The 16491-nt window shown below is 69.0% G+C and carries 19 protein-coding genes; 6 read left to right on the top strand and 13 right to left on the bottom strand.

The window, feature by feature from the left end:
• Nucleotides 1-202 precede the first annotated feature (202 nt).
• The 13 genes from LX83_RS25300 to LX83_RS25240 form a co-directional block, all read right to left on the bottom strand.
• Complete coding sequence (locus tag LX83_RS25300) at nt 203-580, bottom strand: helix-turn-helix domain-containing protein (RefSeq protein WP_253775642.1); 378 nt, start codon at nt 578-580, stop codon at nt 203-205.
• The gene (locus LX83_RS25295) at nt 577-1443 is read right to left on the bottom strand and encodes a hypothetical protein (RefSeq protein ID WP_253775641.1); all 867 of its coding nucleotides are present in this window, start codon (nt 1441-1443) and stop codon (nt 577-579) included. Before LX83_RS25295 ends, LX83_RS25300 begins: the two co-directional genes overlap by 4 nt.
• A complete protein-coding gene (locus LX83_RS25290) occupies nt 1440-2324 on the bottom strand; it encodes a hypothetical protein (protein WP_253775640.1) in 885 nt (294 codons plus the stop codon). The genes LX83_RS25295 and LX83_RS25290 overlap by 4 nt, the downstream gene beginning before the upstream one ends.
• Before the next feature lie 62 nt (nt 2325-2386).
• Nucleotides 2387-3610, bottom strand: a complete 1224-nt coding sequence (locus LX83_RS25285) for a hypothetical protein (RefSeq protein WP_253775639.1) — start codon at nt 3608-3610, stop codon at nt 2387-2389.
• Nucleotides 3607-3924 (bottom strand): helix-turn-helix domain-containing protein, encoded by a 318-nt coding sequence (locus LX83_RS25280; RefSeq protein WP_253775638.1) that lies wholly within the window; start codon nt 3922-3924, stop codon nt 3607-3609. Before LX83_RS25280 ends, LX83_RS25285 begins: the two co-directional genes overlap by 4 nt.
• Nucleotides 3921-5921 (bottom strand): bifunctional DNA primase/polymerase, encoded by a 2001-nt coding sequence (locus LX83_RS25275; RefSeq protein ID WP_253775637.1) that lies wholly within the window; start codon nt 5919-5921, stop codon nt 3921-3923. Before LX83_RS25275 ends, LX83_RS25280 begins: the two co-directional genes overlap by 4 nt.
• Before the next feature lie 74 nt (nt 5922-5995).
• On the bottom strand, nt 5996-6247 hold the full coding sequence (locus LX83_RS25270) for a hypothetical protein (protein WP_253775636.1): 252 nt from the start codon (nt 6245-6247) through the stop codon (nt 5996-5998).
• A 77-nt stretch (nt 6248-6324) separates the two neighbouring features.
• On the bottom strand, nt 6325-7095 hold the full coding sequence (locus tag LX83_RS25265) for a hypothetical protein (protein WP_253775635.1): 771 nt from the start codon (nt 7093-7095) through the stop codon (nt 6325-6327).
• 82 nt (nt 7096-7177) lie between these two features.
• The gene (locus LX83_RS25260; RefSeq protein WP_253775633.1) at nt 7178-8053 is read right to left on the bottom strand and encodes a hypothetical protein; all 876 of its coding nucleotides are present in this window, start codon (nt 8051-8053) and stop codon (nt 7178-7180) included.
• Nucleotides 8053-8907 carry a hypothetical protein gene (locus tag LX83_RS25255; RefSeq protein ID WP_253775631.1) on the bottom strand — a complete coding sequence of 285 codons (855 nt, stop codon included), beginning with the start codon at nt 8905-8907 and terminating at the stop codon, nt 8053-8055. Before LX83_RS25255 ends, LX83_RS25260 begins: the two co-directional genes overlap by 1 nt.
• A complete protein-coding gene (locus LX83_RS25250) occupies nt 8904-9476 on the bottom strand; it encodes a hypothetical protein (protein WP_253775629.1) in 573 nt (190 codons plus the stop codon). Before LX83_RS25250 ends, LX83_RS25255 begins: the two co-directional genes overlap by 4 nt.
• A gap of 188 nt (nt 9477-9664) precedes the next feature.
• A complete protein-coding gene (locus tag LX83_RS25245; RefSeq protein ID WP_253775627.1) occupies nt 9665-9880 on the bottom strand; it encodes a helix-turn-helix domain-containing protein in 216 nt (71 codons plus the stop codon).
• On the bottom strand, nt 9877-10152 hold the full coding sequence (locus tag LX83_RS25240) for a helix-turn-helix domain-containing protein (RefSeq protein WP_253775625.1): 276 nt from the start codon (nt 10150-10152) through the stop codon (nt 9877-9879). The genes LX83_RS25245 and LX83_RS25240 overlap by 4 nt, the downstream gene beginning before the upstream one ends.
• A gap of 310 nt (nt 10153-10462) precedes the next feature.
• On the opposite strand from LX83_RS25240, the gene LX83_RS25235 reads away from it, so the two are divergent.
• The 6 genes from LX83_RS25235 to LX83_RS25210 all read left to right on the top strand — a co-directional run bounded on the left by LX83_RS25235 (nt 10463) and on the right by LX83_RS25210 (nt 16414).
• A complete protein-coding gene (locus LX83_RS25235; RefSeq protein WP_253775623.1) occupies nt 10463-11404 on the top strand; it encodes a hypothetical protein in 942 nt (313 codons plus the stop codon).
• Nucleotides 11391-12590: a tyrosine-type recombinase/integrase gene (locus LX83_RS25230; RefSeq protein WP_253775621.1), complete on the top strand. Its 1200-nt coding sequence runs from the start codon at nt 11391-11393 to the stop codon at nt 12588-12590. The genes LX83_RS25235 and LX83_RS25230 overlap by 14 nt, the downstream gene beginning before the upstream one ends.
• Before the next feature lie 21 nt (nt 12591-12611).
• Nucleotides 12612-13034 carry a lectin gene (locus LX83_RS25225; protein ID WP_253775619.1) on the top strand — a complete coding sequence of 141 codons (423 nt, stop codon included), beginning with the start codon at nt 12612-12614 and terminating at the stop codon, nt 13032-13034.
• Nucleotides 13035-13142: 108 nt separating this feature from the next.
• Complete coding sequence (locus tag LX83_RS25220; protein ID WP_253775617.1) at nt 13143-13931, top strand: crotonase/enoyl-CoA hydratase family protein; 789 nt, start codon at nt 13143-13145, stop codon at nt 13929-13931.
• Between the two features lie 94 nt (nt 13932-14025).
• Nucleotides 14026-14682: a TetR/AcrR family transcriptional regulator gene (locus LX83_RS25215; RefSeq protein WP_253775615.1), complete on the top strand. Its 657-nt coding sequence runs from the start codon at nt 14026-14028 to the stop codon at nt 14680-14682.
• 136 nt (nt 14683-14818) lie between these two features.
• Nucleotides 14819-16414, top strand: a complete 1596-nt coding sequence (locus tag LX83_RS25210) for an FAD-dependent monooxygenase (protein WP_308204042.1) — start codon at nt 14819-14821, stop codon at nt 16412-16414.
• Nucleotides 16415-16491: the final 77 nt, after the last annotated feature.

Below are 16491 nucleotides of genomic sequence, written 5' to 3'. Positions count from 1 at the left end.
CATGCGGACGGACCAGCGCTGGGGTGGTGGTTCGGATGCGACAGAGACTCGGTGGCAAGTCCAGGGCGTCAGCCCTGGTAACGCCCGGTACGAGAACAATCCGGTGGGGGCGTCTCACAGAATGTCGGGAGTCCGTGCGCGGCTCCGATGAGCCAACCTGACTGCGGGCATAGCTCCGCCGTCCAAATGGTACCACAGTTGATCAGGCGACGCGGGAAGCCCGCCGCTCCCTACGGGACCGCTGGTACTCCGCCAGCGCCCGGGGCGTCACCCGCACACCATCCGGCGTGGTGACGACCACCAGTCCCCGGCGCCGCCACTCATCGATCGTGCGCAACCGCACCCCGGCGTACTCGGCGGCCTGGTCCACGGTGAGCAGGTCATCCATGTCCGCGGTGACGGGTTGCGGCACCACCCAGCCCTGACCGAGCCGGATCACGGCCGCATCGATGCGGGCACACTCGTCGGGGTCCACCTTGGACAGGGACTCGCGGTACTGGCCGGCGACACGGCGGGCACGGTCGAGCGTGCTGTCTTCCGGCCACGGCCACGGGTCGGGAGCCTTGCGGCGGGGGCTCATGCGGCAGCACCTCCCGTGAGGTCGTTCGCGGCCTGGTAGTCGTCCCAGGTGATGACGACGGCGCAGTTGCGGCACTCCACCGTGTCCGCGCCATCAGCGTGCACCAGGGATTGCAGACCGCACGCCGAGCAGGGTTCCGGCAGGCGCCTGGTCTTCTTGGTCTGGCCGAGCAGCGCGGTGGCGCGGCGGTGCAACTCCAGCAGGAGCAGCGCCCCGTCCAGGCCGTCGCGTTCGGTCGCTTCGAGGCGACCGTCTACCCACCGGGCTGGAACCAGCTGCCCGTCAAGGCGCATCCTCTTGTCGCCCTTCGGGTCCGGCTCCAAGTGGCCGTCCTGCCACACCAGGTGCTCGGCGTTCCGCAGGGCGAGGAACGCGGGCATGGCGTAGACGAGGAACTGCGCGGCACCCTGAAGCAGCACACCGGGGCGGGTGCGGGCGTCGCGCTGCGTGTCCCGGCGGCGCCCGTGCACCTCAGCCACCGACTCCGCCCACGTGGAAGTTTCCCTGCACATTTCGGCCATCAGGGCCTCCACGTGCAGGTTCAGCGGGGCCTGCACCTCAGGGGTGCAGGCAACCGGTGTACCGCCCCCGGCTCCGCCCGAGCGGCCGAGGCGCAGGGACAGCCGGACGTAGTCCTCGGGCAGTTGCGCGATGGCGGCTTCCACCACCCGCTCACAGTCCGGGCACAGACCGCGGCTGGCGTTGATCGGGGCACCGACCTGCTCGCCGTCCACCCGCTCCCAGCCCACGCACCGCTCGGCGCGGTAGCAGCGGTACTCGATCGCCGCTTCCTGCCCCCTGGTTGGCTCGTGGACGGGCGAACGGTGTGCGTCCGGCGTCCTCGGTGGGGTAGCGGGGTTCATGACGCGTTCCGCCCTTCCTGGAGCTGAATGCACTCCTCGCGCCACTCCGGGTGCGCCGAGTACCAAGCGCGGGCCGCGGCCACCTGCTCGGCGGTCCAGCGGGCCAGGTCCTGCTTGTGCCACTGCCTGACCCGGAACTCGCGCTCCGACCAGGCCGACCCCTCCTCGAACCACCGCTGCTCCCCTTCGGGGGTGGTGTGGTCCCAGTCCGGCTCCGCAAGGAAGTTCCCGTCGATGCGGGGCCTGACGTCGGCCTCGTGGGCGGTCACCCACTCCGGCGGCTCGACGGCCTCGTAGCTCGCCCACCGGGCAGACAGTCCCCGCTGAAGTGCCCGGAACAGGTCCACCCGGTCATCCGGCTGGTACTGCACGGGGATCGGCAACATGCCCTCCCACGGGTCACGGCCCAACCGCAGCAACTCCAGGTCGATGCGGGCGGAGAACTTCCGAGCGGCCAACACAGCGGCGGTCAGCACGAGCGACGCGTCCGGGGCGCCGTCCAGCAGCTCCGCCAACAGCTCGCCGGCCTTCTGCCGCTGCTCGCAGGTCGGGTTCGCCCCAGCGGCCCGCATGTCCCCCGCCCACAGGTCCACGGCTTCGGCGTGGCTGGGCAGCGTCGCGCCGGACTGGGCGATGGCGCCGGCGTCCTGGTCGATCCGCGCCACCCGGCGAGCGAACTCAATCCGCTGCGTGATGTGCGCGGCCCGCAGGTACTCCCGGTTGGTGGCCTGGTGGTAGCGGATCGCCTCCGCGGCTTCCTCGTAGGTCCAGCCGCCGATCTGTGCCGCCGAGGACCAGGCGGACTTCTCGGCGTAGCCGATGGTGCGGCGGTCGTCGGTGGCGGCCAACTGCAACAGGGTGGTGATCTGGTCCATCGTCATCGCCCCAGCGACCACGGGGGCAGACGCTTCACGGTGTGCGATCTCGGTCATGTCGTCGCCTCCTAGGCGCTCTTGGAGCGAAGGATCTCGTTGATCAGGTCCATGTTCGGGTTGTCCTTGCTCAGCTCGGCCTGCACGAGCCGCTGATCCCCGGTGGACAGGCCGGACAGGTCGTAGCCGCCGGCCATCACCGGGCGACGCCCCGGCGTCACGGGACCGGCCCCGCTGAACTCGGCGGCCATCCGGTGGACCTCCTCGATCACGGTGGCCCGCAGCTTCTGCCCCGCCCGGATCGCCGCATCCGACACCAGGCGCGGGTTGTTACCCGCCTCAATCAACGCGCGGATCTCCTTCGCAGCCTGGCCGCGCTTCCGGCCGTCCGGTTCGATGTTGCGCGCCCGGGAGGCGTCCACCCACCGGCCGACGATCGTCTGAATCGCCTTGCCGTGATCCCAGCCGGGCTCCGGCTCGGCGTACGGGTGGGACAGCACCACGGGGGCCGACATCGCCGGCTTTGGCTTGCGCGGCGCCTTGCCCTTGGCGGCCTTCTTGCCGGGCGCGGTCGGGGCGTCAACGGCGATCAGTTCGGCCTGCCCGGCTGGCTCCCGGTTGTCCTTCGAGCCGGTGTCCACGAGGGGGGTGTCCTCTCCTGCCGACGCGTCAGCGTTCGGCGAGAAGTACGTAGTACTTCTCGTAGGTAGGTAAGTACTTACAAGAGGGGCTCCGGATTTCCGGACGGTCCGAGTCTCCGAACCATCCGGGTTTCCGGACGGTCCAACCACTTGGAGAGTCCGGGTTTCCGGACTGTCTGGACCATCCGGGTTTCCGGACCCTTGAACCAGGGTTAGGCCGTCCGATTTTCCGGACTGTTCGGGCACTGCTGGACCATCCGGTTTTCCGGACTGTTCAGACCCCTGTGGACAGTCCGGATTTCCGGACCCTTCGCGGGCGGTTGGACCATCCGGATTTCCGGACAGTCCGGCGGTCGGAGTCATGTGCATCTGGTACTGCGACGACGACCGGCTGTTGCCCTGCCGAACCTGCGTCACCCACCCCAGTCGGATCAGCTTCGCCACACCAGCCGCAGCCTGAGAACGGCCCATCGCGGCGTCGGCGGCGATCTGAGCGATGGTCGAGTCCACCAAGCCGGTGACATTGTCGGCACGCTTGGCCATCGCCGCGTAGGCGCGCGCCGCCGGTGCCCCCACCACCTGCTCGGGGAAGATCGCGGTGGGGACCATCACCCGAGACACGTTGCCCTCCTGTGTCCAGTGGGTGCGCCTCACGGCACGCTCTCCTCTCGCTGCGGCGCGGTGTGCATCCGGTACAGGACCGGTCCGCCGGGCTCCTCGTGCATGACGGTGATCCAGCCGGCCTCGCGCAGCTTCCGGCGGCCGGCGACCACCTGTGACCTGCTCATGCCGATGTCCTCGGCGAGCTTCCGCAGGCTGCACACCACCACCCCGGTTTCGGGGTCAGCTTCCCTGGCCAGTGCCCCATAGACCCGGGCGGCCGGCAGACCCACGGTCAGCTCGGGGAAGATCGCGGTGGGGACCTCCACGTGCGGTTGCCCGCTGTCGGCGATCCACTCGGGGGTCACGCGTCCCCCAAGCGGTAGTAGGCGCGGCTGTTGGTGCTGACGTTGATCAGGTCCCCGGTCTGGAGCAGGTCGTTCAGCGCGCCGTAGAACTCGGCCGGCTCCATCCCGGACACCGACTGGAGTTCCTGCTTGGTGGCGCCGTCCACGCTGAACGCGTCCCGGAAGGCGTCCAGCAGCTTCGCGGCCGAGGCGTCGCCGGGCGGCGCTGAGCGGGCCACGAGGATCGCCGAGCCGGTGCCGGGCACCCCGGACAGGGTCAGGGCGTGTTCGTCCCGCAACGGGCCGTCCTTGCGCTTGTGGCGGCGCAACACGAGGTTGTGTGAGTCGCCCTCGGTGACGTACGCCGTGTCCACACCGGCCTCCAGCGCTGAGGAGCCCCGGACCGTGCCCGCCTTGCCGGCGTGGTGCACGGCCAGCACGGTGCCGCCGTTGGTCGCGTCCCGCACCCGGTACAGGGCGTCCACCAGCTTGCCCATGTCCCGCGCGCTGTTCTCGTCGCAGCCCACCGCGCACTTCGCCAGCGTGTCGAACACGACCAGGCCGAAGCCCTCAGCGGCCACCAGGTGGACAAGCTGCCGCACCTGCTCGGGCTGGCTGAGGTTCACCGGGGCGGGCAGGGTGACGAACTGCTCGTCACCGATGCTCTGCTGCCAGCCCTGTTCCCACGCGCGCAACCGGGCGTCCAAGCCGTACGCGCCCTCAGCGGCGAGGTACAGGACCCGCCGGACTTCGGTGGCGCGTCCCTGCCACGAGCGGCCGGTTGCGACGCACGCCGACCAGTCCAGGGCGGTGAAGCTCTTGCAGGTGCCCCAGCCGCCGGCCAGCAGCGCGACGGTGCCGAGGTCGATGGTGTCGGCGATCAGCGGCTTCAACGCGGGCAGGTCGGCGAGCTGCCGGCGGTTCAGCAGCTTGCCCCACAGCCCGGGGTCACGCGGTGGCGTCGCGGTCGACACCTCAACCTGGACCGCCGCGCCCGTCTCGGGGGCTCCCACGGTCAGTACCGCGGTACTCGGGGAAGCCTCCCGCTGCTGGGAAGCTTCGGGCTTTTCACGGTGAACCGTAGAAAGCTCCGGGCGCGACCGGTCCACCGGCGGCCACGGGGTGGCGGGCTCCCGCATCCCACTGTCCAGCCCGGATCGGATGGTGCGCTCCCCGTTCGGGTCCGGCTTGGCCACCGAGTTGTTCGCCGCCACCAGTTCGGACAATGCTTGGTCGTAGGGCAGGGCCACCGGGTCGGCGCCGACGATCCGGCCGATCGAGTAGGCGACGGCGTTGAGGGTGGAGTTGAACTCCCCCCACGGCGCCGCCACGATCTCCTCGCGCGCACGCTTCAGCGCGGCGTCCACGTAGGCGGTGATGCGGTCCCGGCTGCCCGGGGTGGGGCGTGGCCGGGGCAGGACCGGCGGCGGGGCGGGGCGTTCCTTCGGCGCGTCGATCAGGTCCAGCAGCCATTCCGGCGGCTCGGCCGGTACGGCGCCGGTCAACAACTGGTAGGTGCCTTTGGCGGAGGCGGACGGTGGCGCCACCACCATGCCGCCCTCGGCCCGGATGTCCAGCCCGGCACCGAGCCGGCCGCGCTGCTGCCCCCACGGCTTGCCGTCCTTGCGGGGGCGGGACGGGTAGGTGAGGTAGTAGTGCACCCCGTCGCCGCCGGTGCCCACCTCGTAGGTGGCGGGCAGGGCGCCGTACTCGGCGAACAGGGCGTTGATGCTGGCCTCACCGCCGTTGTCCGGGTCGATGTCGAGCACCAGCAGGTTGGACGCCTGCCCGGTGGCGATGCCGATGTTCGCGTTGGGGTTCTCGGTCAACCAGCGGGTGATCTGCTCGGTGTCGGTGGTGGCGATCTGCGGCCAGTCCGCGGCGATGGGGTGCTTGCCGGCTGAGCGGCAGTCGGTGCCCTTGTTGCAGGAGCAGCCGCCGTTCTTGGTGATGTGGTGGAGCGGCACCACGCGCCAACCCAGCGACGCGTAGTGCAGGGCGCTCTCAAGCGTGTTCATGGGTCGTGTGCCCTTCGAGGGGTGCGGCGCCGGCCGGGGTCGCTGTCGGCCGGCGCCGCAGAAGGTGAAGAAGGTCAGAGGGCGTTGTGGTCGCGCCACTCGGCGAGTTGCCGGGCGACCGCTTCGGCGAGCCACCGCGCGCCCGGTCCGGAGCCGACGATCTCGACCGCGGCGGCGGAGCTGGCCAGGGACGCGGCGGCCTGCTGCTCCGAGTAGGACACGTGCTCGCCGAGGAACCCGACGTTGATGCGGACCGTGGATCCTGCGGGCGCGGCCATGCGGTGGTCGTGCAAGTCGGACCGGTCGTACTCGTAGACGAGAGTCACCGGCGGGACCGCGGGGACGTTGTGACTTTGCTCGGGAAAGTCACAAACGGCGGGCTGCTCGGTCTTGCGGCGCCACTTCAGCACGACGCCTCCCCGCCCTGGTCGAACACCGGACCGCGGAACGCGCGCCGGATGGCTTCCTCCTCGGTGACCCCTTCGCGGTCCCGGGCGATGCTGTCGCCGAGGCTGCCGCCGGTCTCGCGCGTCTCGACCTCACCCAACGAGTTCACGTCGTCGGTGTAGGTCTTGACGCCGGACAGCAAGTCCTCAAGGCCGGACTTCTTAAAGCCCCACGACAACATGGGCTTCACCGACTCGAACCACTCCTCACCCCAAGGGCTACTCATCATCATGCCCATGAGCCGATCCGTGCTAATCAGGTAGAGGTCGGTCCAGTACCTCATGATCGGCCCCTGCATGACGCCGTTGACGTAGTGGTCACGACTGTTGCCTTCGCCTTGCCACACGTTCACGTGCATCGGATAGTGATGGATGCAGTCCCAGCCGAGCGTGCCGCTCTCCTCGTCAGCTTCGCGCTGCATCACGAGGTCCCAGTGCCACTGCTCCTCTGACCACTTGGCGAACTCAGCCTGGTCCCAGCCCAGAGCGTTGGCAGCCTCGTGACCCCAGAAGTAACCGTGCCCCTCGGAACCGCTCAATACCTCGTGCACCGTGCCGTACCCGAACAGGTTGAGCTGAGGGGCAGTGGCCACAGTGTTCCGGATCAGCCCTTCCCGCTTCACCAGCACGGCAATCCTGGATTCGATGTGCTCTTGGAACTCCTCGGGCGTCTGGTCGCTGATGCCCTTGGACTCCCAGTACTCGATGTTCTCCGGGATGAGGTTCACCGGTTCCCCTCCAGCAGGTGACGGACATACAGCGCAGTCCAGATCACGACCATGACCGTGGTGTGGTTGACGACGACGGTGATCAGTTGCAAGGCGGCCACCGGTCACCGTCCTGGTTGATCTCGGCACCCTGCCGAGAGAGCGCGGTCAGCACGGCGTCCGGCGGGATGTCGAACCGGGAGCCCTCGAACGCAGCGCACAACTCGATCAGGCCGGCGATCGTGCCGCCCATCGCGTGGCGCGCGGCGGTGCGGTCGTCGGGCCGGTGGAAGCCGTGCCGCTCCAACACCTTGACCACGTCCCGCAGCAGCCCCGTGGTGAGCCGGTTTGACCCTTCCTTTGAGGAAGTGACAACCGGTGCCGGCCTCGGGGGCAGATTTTCTGGGATCGCAGGAAAGTGCTGGTCAGACGGCTTTTTGCCGGCGCTGGCAAGAAGCCCGCTCCCGCGACTGGCTTCCTCCGAGGAGACCAACTGGCCCCCGGTGCCCTGCTCCGCCTCGGCCAGTTCGGCGAGGTCCATCAGGTACCGGCGGGTCATCTGCCCCAGCACGCCAGGCGCGGCCATCAACCGCTCCAGTTCGGCGTGGCGCTCCACCGAGTCCGGCAGGAACGCCACCCGCTCCAGCTCGGCGGCGGCCTGGTCCGCACTGAGGTCCCGGAAGGACCCCTGTTCGGGCTTCTTCCCGGCACCGGGAAAAAGCCTGGTCAGGGCATTCTTAGTCCGGTCGGACTGGTTGAACCCCTGCTCCTCCGGCTCGGTCAGGGACTTCTCGGTGGCTTCACCGAAAACGCTGGCCAGGGGGTTTTCAGTCCGATCGGACAGGCGGAACGCCGCGCCCTCAACGTCGTCGGACTTCTTGCGCATGTCCGCAAAAACGCTGGTCAGGCCATTGTTAGCCCGATCGGGCGGGTTGGCCGCGCCAGAAGTTTGAGGATTCCCGCTAAGTTCCTCGGCCATCACGCACCCCCGAAGAGAGTGTCGGCGGCCTCGTCCAACACGTCGGTCGGGTAGCTGCCGACCTCACCCCACACCGTGTGGTGAACCTTCTTCGGCTCCTGCCCAGCCGTGCGCATCAGCTTGCTGGCCAGCCGTCCGAGCTGATTGGTGGACCACTGATCGGTAGGCAGCCCGTTCAGCTTCGCGTAGGCCAGCGCCGTCAACCAGCCGTTGGCGTTCTCCGCGCTGTCGATGCGCGCCCGCACCTCGGCCAGTTCCCGAGCCTGCCGGAGCTGCTCTTGCGCCTGCTGGAACAGCTCGCGTGCCTGCCGGTTCTGCTCCTCGCGCTGACGCTCCTGCTCGGCTTCCACGGCCTCGACCTGATCGAGCATCTCCCGGAGAAAGTCGAGTCGACCGCCGGTGCGCCGAGCCGGTCGGGCCAGCTCACGGCGTGCGTAGTCGTAGCCGTCCTGCACGGCGTCGCGCACGGCCTGAGCGATCGGCGAGTCCCGGAGCAGCAGACCGACGCGGACCACGGCACGCTCGTTGAACACGGCCAGTGACCGCGCCCGCAGCCCTACGCAACTGAGTTTCTTGAAGGAACTCAGTTCGGTACCCGTGATCACCCGGTACCCGTTGTTCTCCAGTTCTTCGCGGTTGTCGTGGACCAGAGACTTGATGGTCTCGGCGGGCACCTCGAAGTAGTTCGCCACCAACTCGGTCGTGACGTGCACGCCGTCCGGCAGGTACTCCAGCGCCTTCACCTTGTCGAGCACGTCCGTGCGGTCGCCGTAGCGGTCCCGCTCCCGGCGGGCCTCCGGCGCGGTCAAGTCGAGCGGCATCGGCTCGAACAGGTCGAGGTCGAGGTTGCTCACTGGGCACCCCCGGTCTTCTCCACCCACGCCAGGAAGCCACGCAGCGTCGCGCCCAGCATCTTGGTGTCGAGGCGGTCCACCACCGGGTCCACCAACTCCACTAAGTCCCTGCCCTTCGGGGACATGCCCGCGAGCATGGCCAGCCCCTCGAACGCGTCGACCATGTCGGGAATGTCCGCGTCCGGCTCGCGCTCCAACAGGTCCCGGTGCGCTTGCAACCCGAGCTTGAAGAAGTCCTTCAACCACTCGCGGGCCGCCTGCGGCGGGATCAGGTCAGCCGGCCACTCGGCATCGTCCGCCAAGGCCACCAGCTTCAAGCCCAACGCGCGGGCCTCGGCCGGGCGCATCCGAAACGTCTCCGGGTCCTCGCCGATGCCCAGGCAGACCACCGGCTCGACTGCGGCCGGCGCTCCCTCCAGCCACGCCGAGGCGAACACGGTCGTCTCACCCACCTGAACCCCCAGCGGGGTGGGCTCGTGCATGGACAACTCGACCTGCTCCAGACGCGAGAAGCACATCTGGTCGTCGGGAGCGCCGCGCTGGTGGCCGGTCTCGCACCACTCCCGCACCTGGCACACCTCCGGGGGAAGGGCAGGCGCGGGCAGGGTGATTTCCGGCTCAGGGGTTGAGGTGATCTGCGGAAACGCTCTACTCTGCGTAGAGAACATGGGATCGCCAATCTGCGTGTTCGGTGGGGTCGGACCGGTGGCAGCCGGCACGGCCCCGTTTCCCTCTCTGGGACTTCTGATCTGACTGGTCATGCGGCACCGAGCCGGCGCCGAGCGGGCTTCTCCCCGCGAATCCAGCGGTCCACGTCGTCCTTGTGGACACGCCACCGGCCACGGGCCTTGGCCTGGTAGCCCTTGCACTCGCCGGACTGGAGCGCGGCGAGCAGCGTCTTCGGGTGGCATCCGGCGTACTCAGCCGCGTTCTTGACAGCCGGCTGCGGGAACCAGGGTGAGTCGGTGGTCATGCGGCATGCTCCGGCTCGTCGACCTCCGGCTGGGGAGTGCTTACGGGTCCGTGCCACACGTCCAGCGGGTTCAGGCCGAGGGCCTTCGCCCACGCGATGAGCAGGCGGTCACTCGCCCGCTTCCGGCCGTTCTCCACGTTAGAGATACCGGACTGGGTGACGGTGACGCCCTGCTCGGCGATGCGCCGTACCAGGTCCGCGAGCGTCATGCCGTGCGCCCGTCTGAGTTGACTGATTCGGACCATCGGTCCTACCGGATCGGTTGCTGGCATGAGCTGACCGTAAGCCACAAGATCCGGCTAGTGCAAGCTAGACACCCCTAGATAGGGCCTGCAAGTTACGGATCGTAGCCGTCGATCAAGATCGACGCGGCTCGAGTTGAGGTAGCCTGAAGTAGCGTGAAGGAGTCTGAAGTAGCCTGAAGTAGCAGGCAGAACGAAGCAGAGGGGCGCCGACAGCGAGAAAAACTACCCTCCGTTACCAGATCCGAACTCAAGGATCGAGACCTGGAAGTTAAGGGTGCCCCTCTGGTTGTTCTAGGATGTCTGGACTTGTCCCATATCTTGAGGAACCCTCAACCACATGTCTAAGTACGAACCCGGGATGCAGTTGCTTGCTGAGGTGGTGCGACGGCGACGCGAACGCCTTGGCATCACCCAGGAGGACGTGGCCGAGAAGTATGGAGGACCGTCAGTAGCGAGCATGCACACGATCGAAAACGGCCTCGCCAAGTCCTTCCGCTCCAAGACGCTATTTTCCCTTGATAACGCATTGTCCTGGATCAAAGGTACCGCCACTTGCCTAATTGAAGGCGGGACTCCATCCGCATGCTTTGCGCCCAATTACGATGATTTCGTAGAGGATGCAATTAATAGGGTAAGCGAGTTCGTTAACGAGAAATACGATCGACTCGTTGGTGACACTTCAGCACCGCCACCGGAAGAAGAAAAGCAGCTTCCGACGGTAATAGGAGTACGTCATGGCATGCTTAAGCCGATGGAGACACTCTCTGTCTGGGGGCGCTTGTCTGACCCAGCCTCTATGCTACCCCCTCGCAGCATAGTAACAGTGGATCAGTTAATTCGTCACGTCCTTCCCGGCCTCACTATTGAGGAGCTAGAAAAGCTGTCGGTTGCAGCGATGGCAACCGCAGAGGCCAAGCACATCGAGCGCGAAAAGAGCATCGGGCTTCCTGATCCAAGCCGAATCGCAGCAGTGGATGAGCCCGACCCTGACGCCCCCGAGGAGGTCGCCGAAGCGTGGGCCGAGTTGATGGGTCGAGAGATGGAGTATCAAGCAACCTATAACTGGCTCAAGGCAGCCTTAGATAAGCGACTCGATGTTGAGGCGAAATACCACTCAAGGACGACGGGGCATCTCCGGGCGATGGTTGCGTCAGCCCGGGCGAGTTATGAGCGTGCTGAAATGCGCGCGAGGGAAGCCCTCGTTGAAGCGGAAGCAGCACATAGGGCGTACAAGGAGGCAGTTCAGAGAATGACCGGAGACGAGCATGGCGTCGACTGAGAAGTTACCGTCAGGCAGATACCGTGGCGTCTACTACGACGCCTCGGGCAAGAAACAGCACACTCCCGCCAGGGACCGGAAACGCGACGCGCTCAACGACGCGCGCGAAGCTGAGGTCAACGCGAAGCGCAGTGCCGCGGCCAGTAGGGGGAAGTTGGCCGGACACACCAAGTGGCGCGAGTGGTACCCGATCTGGCTGGAGAGCCGTGTTGTCGAACCCAGCACCGAGGAAACCGAACTCGCACTGATCGAGAAGTTCATCCTTCCTCGGTGGGGGGATGAGGAACTGGCGAAGATCGAGCGCGACGACGTGCAGACGTGGGTCAACGAGCTGTCCCGACAGGGCTTCTCCGCTGGCTACGTGCGGCGCATCTACGGCCCGTTTTCTGCGTCGATCGCCGCAGCACTCGACAAGCGCGTTCTCATGTCGTCGCCTTGCGTCCGTATCCGGTTGCCAGGCAGCCGCAAGGGGCAGCCCAGCAACCGGATCTACGCCCGCTCCACATTGGACGTGGTGCAGCGCGCGATGGCCGACGAGTACGTGTTCGTCACCAACTTCATCGCTGAGACCGGTCTTCGGCCGGCGGAGTTCGGCGGCCTGCACCGCAACTCCATCGACCGGGAGACAGGCTGGTTGACGGTTCGCGAGACCTACGACGAAGTCGCGAAACGCATCAAGGCGTATCCGAAAGATCGCGAGTGGCGGCTGATCCCGCTCACGTCGCGTGCGCTGGAACTGGTGGACGAGTGGGAGCGGCTGCACCCGTCGGATCGGACAGGTTGCGGTATCCCTCACCAGCGCGGCAGGTGCACCAGCGATCTGCTGTTCCGACTGAAACGCGGGCAGGGACCGTTGGCTACCAGCACGTTGGGTGCGGCGTGGGGGCGGGCACGGAGGGACGCTGGCGTGCCCGACCTCGGCCCGATCTACGGGCTGAGACACATGTTCGCGACACAGCTCGCCGAGGCCGGAGTGGACGCGTTCGAAATCGCTCGGATCATGGGACACGCTGATCTCGATCAGAGCCAGGACTACATCCACCGGACGGCCGGCGCGCGGCTGCGCATCCTCTCGAAGCTCGGCGACCCGGCTGTTCTGTTGAAGGCCGTCAAGGACGATCCTGAGCAGCAGGAGCGGGCAACTCGTCCCACGTCAGTCCCACGATCTTCAAGTTCTGCCAGCTAGAACCCATGCGTTTGGGACTACGTGCGCGTCACCAATGACACGAGCGGCGGCAACCCCGGGCGCACCGGCCCGATCACCGGCCTGGCCGGCAAGTGCGTTGACGTGGCCGGCGGCAACAGCGCCAACGGCACCCCGGTGCAGCTCTACGACTGCAATGGTTCGGCCGCCCAGCAGTGGACCATCGGCGCTGACGGCACCATCCGCGCCCTGGGCAAGTGCCTCGACGTCACCAGCGGCGCCACCAACGACGGCGCCAAGGTGCAGCTCTACGACTGCAACGGCACCGGGGCGCAGAACTGGGCCGTGCCCGCGGCCAGGGACATCGTGAACATCGCGGCCAACAAGTGCCTGGACGTGACCGACAACAACTCGGCCAACGGCACCCGCCTGCAGATCTGGACCTGCGCGGGCACCGCCAACCAGAAGTGGACCGTCCCCGCGTAGTCAACAGCGGGGACAGCACAGCGGGACAGCGCGGACACGCCGTGCCCGGTCGGGCAGGATCGGGGTGGCAAGACCCACCGGCATCCTGCCCGACCCGTGAGGAGCGCCATGTCCGACCGCGTCACCGTCGAGCGCGACGGTCACGTCCTGCTGATCGGCGTCAACCGCCCGGCCAAGCGCAACGCCTGGGACCTGGCGACCATCTCCGCGGTGGGCGCGGCCTACGACCGGCTGGCCGACGACCCGGAGGTTCGGGTCGGCGTGCTGTTCGGGCACGGCCCGCACTTCAGCGCCGGGCTCGACCTGGCCGACGTGCTGCCCGCCGTGGTCGAGCGCGGGCCGGACGCGCTGTCCGGCGACAGCCGGCACGACCCGTTCGGGCTGTGGAAGCCGCCGGTGGACAAGCCGGTGGTGCTCGCCGTGCAGGGCATCGCGTTCACCCTGTCCATCGAGCTGGCGCTGGCCAGCGACATCGTGGTGGCCGCCGAGGACGTGCGGTTCCGCCAGCTCGAAGTGGGCCGGGGCATCCTGCCGTTCGGCGGCGCCACCCTGCGCGCGCCCGCCCAGCTGGGGTGGGGCAACGCCATGCGGTTCCTGCTCACCGGTGAGGAGTTCGGCGCGGCCGAGGCGCACCGGATCGGCCTGGTCCAGGAGGTCGTGCCGGTGGGTGCGCACCTGGACCGGGCCCGTGAGCTGGCCCGGCTGATCGCCGCGCAGGCGCCGCTGGGTGTGCGGGGCACGCTGGCCAACGCCCGGGTGGCGCTGCGGGCCGGCTCCGAGCAGGCCGCCGCCGAGCACCTGCGTGGGCTGCTGCCCGGCATCGTGGCCAGCGCGGACGCGGCCGAGGGCCTGCGCAGCTTCGTGGAGCGCCGTGACGCCCGGTTCACCGGGCAGTAGCCGGGGGACACCCGCGGGCACAAATCTGCGCGGCCCGAAAATTTGCTGACTCCGAATACTTGCGTACCCCGCATCTTTCTGTACGGTGGTGGGCGTGGACACCGACCCGCCCGCGTCCGCAGCCCCACGCCCGGGGCTGCGGGAACGCAAGAAGCAGGAAACCCGCGCGGCGTTGAGCCTGGCCGCGGTGCGGCTCGCCCTGGAACACGGGGTGGAGAACGTGCGCGTCGAGGACATCGCCGCCAGCGTGGGCGTGTCGGCACGCACCTTCAACAACTACTTCACCAGCAAGTACGAGGCGATCGCCGTGCGGCACCGGGACCGCCTGCGCCAGGCCGCCGACGAACTGCGGGCCCGGCCGGCCGGGGAACCGCTGTGGCCGGCGGTCATCAACGCGGTGCTGGCCGCGTTCGCCGGCGGTGACCAGGAACCGAGCCCGGAGACACAGGCCCGCACCCGCCGGATGCTCCGCGATCCCGGCATGCGCGGCGAGCTGCTGCGGCTGGCGTTCGACCAGGACGACGCGCTGGCCGCGGTCGTGGCCGAGCGCACCGGCACGGACGTGCACCGCGACCTCTACCCGGGGCTGGTGTCCGCCGCGGTGAACACGGCCGTGCAGGTGGCCACCGACCGGTGGCTGCACGCCGACCCGCCGGTGGCGCTCGTGGCGCTGCTGCGCGCGGCACTGGAGCAGTTGCCCGCCGGGCTGCCCGACCCGTCCGCCGACCGCGCGAACCCCGGCGGCCGGTAGCGCGGCACCGCGCACTCGCCCGGCGGTCCCCGCACCGCCCCCGAAACCCTTCCCACACGCCCCAGAACGGCTGCGGCACAGCCGTTCTGCTCGCCATGCCCTGATCCGGCTGGCCCCCCACACACAGGAGTCTTGAGTGGACAGTGATGTCACTGATGTGGTCGTCGTCGGCGGCGGCCCCAACGGCCTGATGCTGGCGGCCGAACTGGCGCTGGCCGGGGTGCGGCCGGTGGTGCTGGAACGACTTGCTGAGCGCAGCACCGAGCCCAGGGCCAACGGCCTGGTCGGCCAGGTGGTCAGGTTCCTCCACCACCGCGGCCTCTACCAGCGGTTCAGCGGTCGTCCCGCGCCGTTTCCGGTGCCCAGTTACATGTTCGGCGCGCTCCCCCTCGATCTGACCACAGTGGACGACAACCCGCTGCACGTGCTGCCGGTTCCGCAGCGGCGACTGGAGGCCCTGCTGGAGGAACGCGCGCGGGAACTGGGCGTGCTGCCTCGGCGCGGCCACGAACTGGTGGACCTGACCCAGCACGCCGACCGGGTGGACCTGCTGGTGCGCGGCCCGCACGGCGACTACCGGCTGCGCGCCGCGCACGTGGTCGGCTGCGACGGCGGGCACAGCACCGTGCGCAAGCTGGCCGGCATCGACTTCGTCGGCGAGACCAGCACCGACCCGGTCTCCCGCATGGCACACGTCAGCGTGCCCGACGCACTGCGCCGGCCGGGCGGTGGCCTGGACGTGCCCGGGTTCGGCCCGGTGCCGCCCGGGTTCACCCGCACCGAACACGGGGTGTTCACCTTCGCCGAACTGGAGCCGGGCCGGCCACTGGTGTCCACAATGGAGTGGAACCGGCCGTGCGACGAGGACGCGCCCATGAGCATCGCCGAACTGCGGGCCAGTGTCCGCCGGGTGCTCGGCGCGGACCTGCCGATCGGCCCGCCCGCCGAGCAGGGCGCGCCGAACGCGTTGCGCCGGCTGGTCGGTCGCAACACCCGGCTCGCCGAGCGGTACCGGGCCGGGCGGGTGCTGCTGGCCGGCGACGCCGCGCACGTGCACTCCGCCATGGGCGGCCCCGGCCTCAACCTGGGGTTGCAGGACGTGGCCAACCTCGGCTGGAAGCTGGCCGCGCAGGTCCGGGGCACCGCGCCGGCCGGGCTGCTGGACACCTACCAGGCCGAGCGGCGCCCGGTGGGCCAGCGGGTGGCCATGCACTCCCAGGCGCAGACCGCGCTGACCAAGCCGGGCGCGGAGGTCACGGCGCTGCGCGAGCTGTTCGCCGAGCTGCTGCGGGACGAGGCGAACACCCGGCGGGTGGCCGCCTTGATGGCCGGCACCGACATCCGCTACCGCATGGACCCGGCCACCGACCGGGAGCCGCCGCACGACCTCGTCGGCTACTTCGCCCCGGATCTGGACCTGGTCACCGCCACCGGGCCGACCCAGTTGGCCGCCCTCATGCACGCGGCCCGGCCGGTGCTGCTCGACCTGGGCGGTGGCGGCACGGACCTGGCCGAGGTGGCGGACGGCTGGCGCGACCGGGTGGACGTCGTGGCCGCCCAACCCCGCGCGGCCGGCCGGCCCGCGCCGGCACCGGTGACCGCGCTGCTGGTGCGGCCGGACGGCTACGTGGCGTGGGCGGCCGGGCCGACCGACCCGGCCGACACCGTCCACTCCGGCCTGCGCGCGGCGCTGACCACCTGGTTCGGCAGCCCGGTCGGCGCGGTCGGCTGACCTGGGCGGCCGACCTGGGCGGCCGACCCGGGCGGCCGACCCGGGCGGCCGACCCGGGCGGCCGGTGCCGCCGGTTG

The sequence above is a fragment of the Goodfellowiella coeruleoviolacea genome, assembly GCF_024171785.1.
GTDB classification, from domain to species: Bacteria; Actinomycetota; Actinomycetes; order Mycobacteriales; family Pseudonocardiaceae; genus Goodfellowiella; species Goodfellowiella coeruleoviolacea.
This window is presented reverse-complemented; position numbering and strand designations above follow the sequence as displayed.

Coding starts and splice junctions, on each gene's coding strand:
- LX83_RS25295 (WP_253775641.1), bottom strand. CDS start 1,443: ATGAACCCCGCTACCCCACCGAGGACGCCGGACGCACACCGTTCGCCC.
- LX83_RS25240 (WP_253775625.1), bottom strand. CDS start 10,152: ATGCCAGCAACCGATCCGGTAGGACCGATGGTCCGAATCAGTCAACTC.
- LX83_RS25230 (WP_253775621.1), top strand. CDS start 11,391: ATGGCGTCGACTGAGAAGTTACCGTCAGGCAGATACCGTGGCGTCTAC.
- LX83_RS25260 (WP_253775633.1), bottom strand. CDS start 8,053: ATGGCCGAGGAACTTAGCGGGAATCCTCAAACTTCTGGCGCGGCCAAC.
- LX83_RS25300 (WP_253775642.1), bottom strand. CDS start 580: ATGAGCCCCCGCCGCAAGGCTCCCGACCCGTGGCCGTGGCCGGAAGAC.
- LX83_RS25290 (WP_253775640.1), bottom strand. CDS start 2,324: ATGACGATGGACCAGATCACCACCCTGTTGCAGTTGGCCGCCACCGAC.
- LX83_RS25245 (WP_253775627.1), bottom strand. CDS start 9,880: ATGACCACCGACTCACCCTGGTTCCCGCAGCCGGCTGTCAAGAACGCG.
- LX83_RS25220 (WP_253775617.1), top strand. CDS start 13,143: ATGTCCGACCGCGTCACCGTCGAGCGCGACGGTCACGTCCTGCTGATC.
- LX83_RS25235 (WP_253775623.1), top strand. CDS start 10,463: ATGTCTAAGTACGAACCCGGGATGCAGTTGCTTGCTGAGGTGGTGCGA.
- LX83_RS25275 (WP_253775637.1), bottom strand. CDS start 5,921: ATGAACACGCTTGAGAGCGCCCTGCACTACGCGTCGCTGGGTTGGCGC.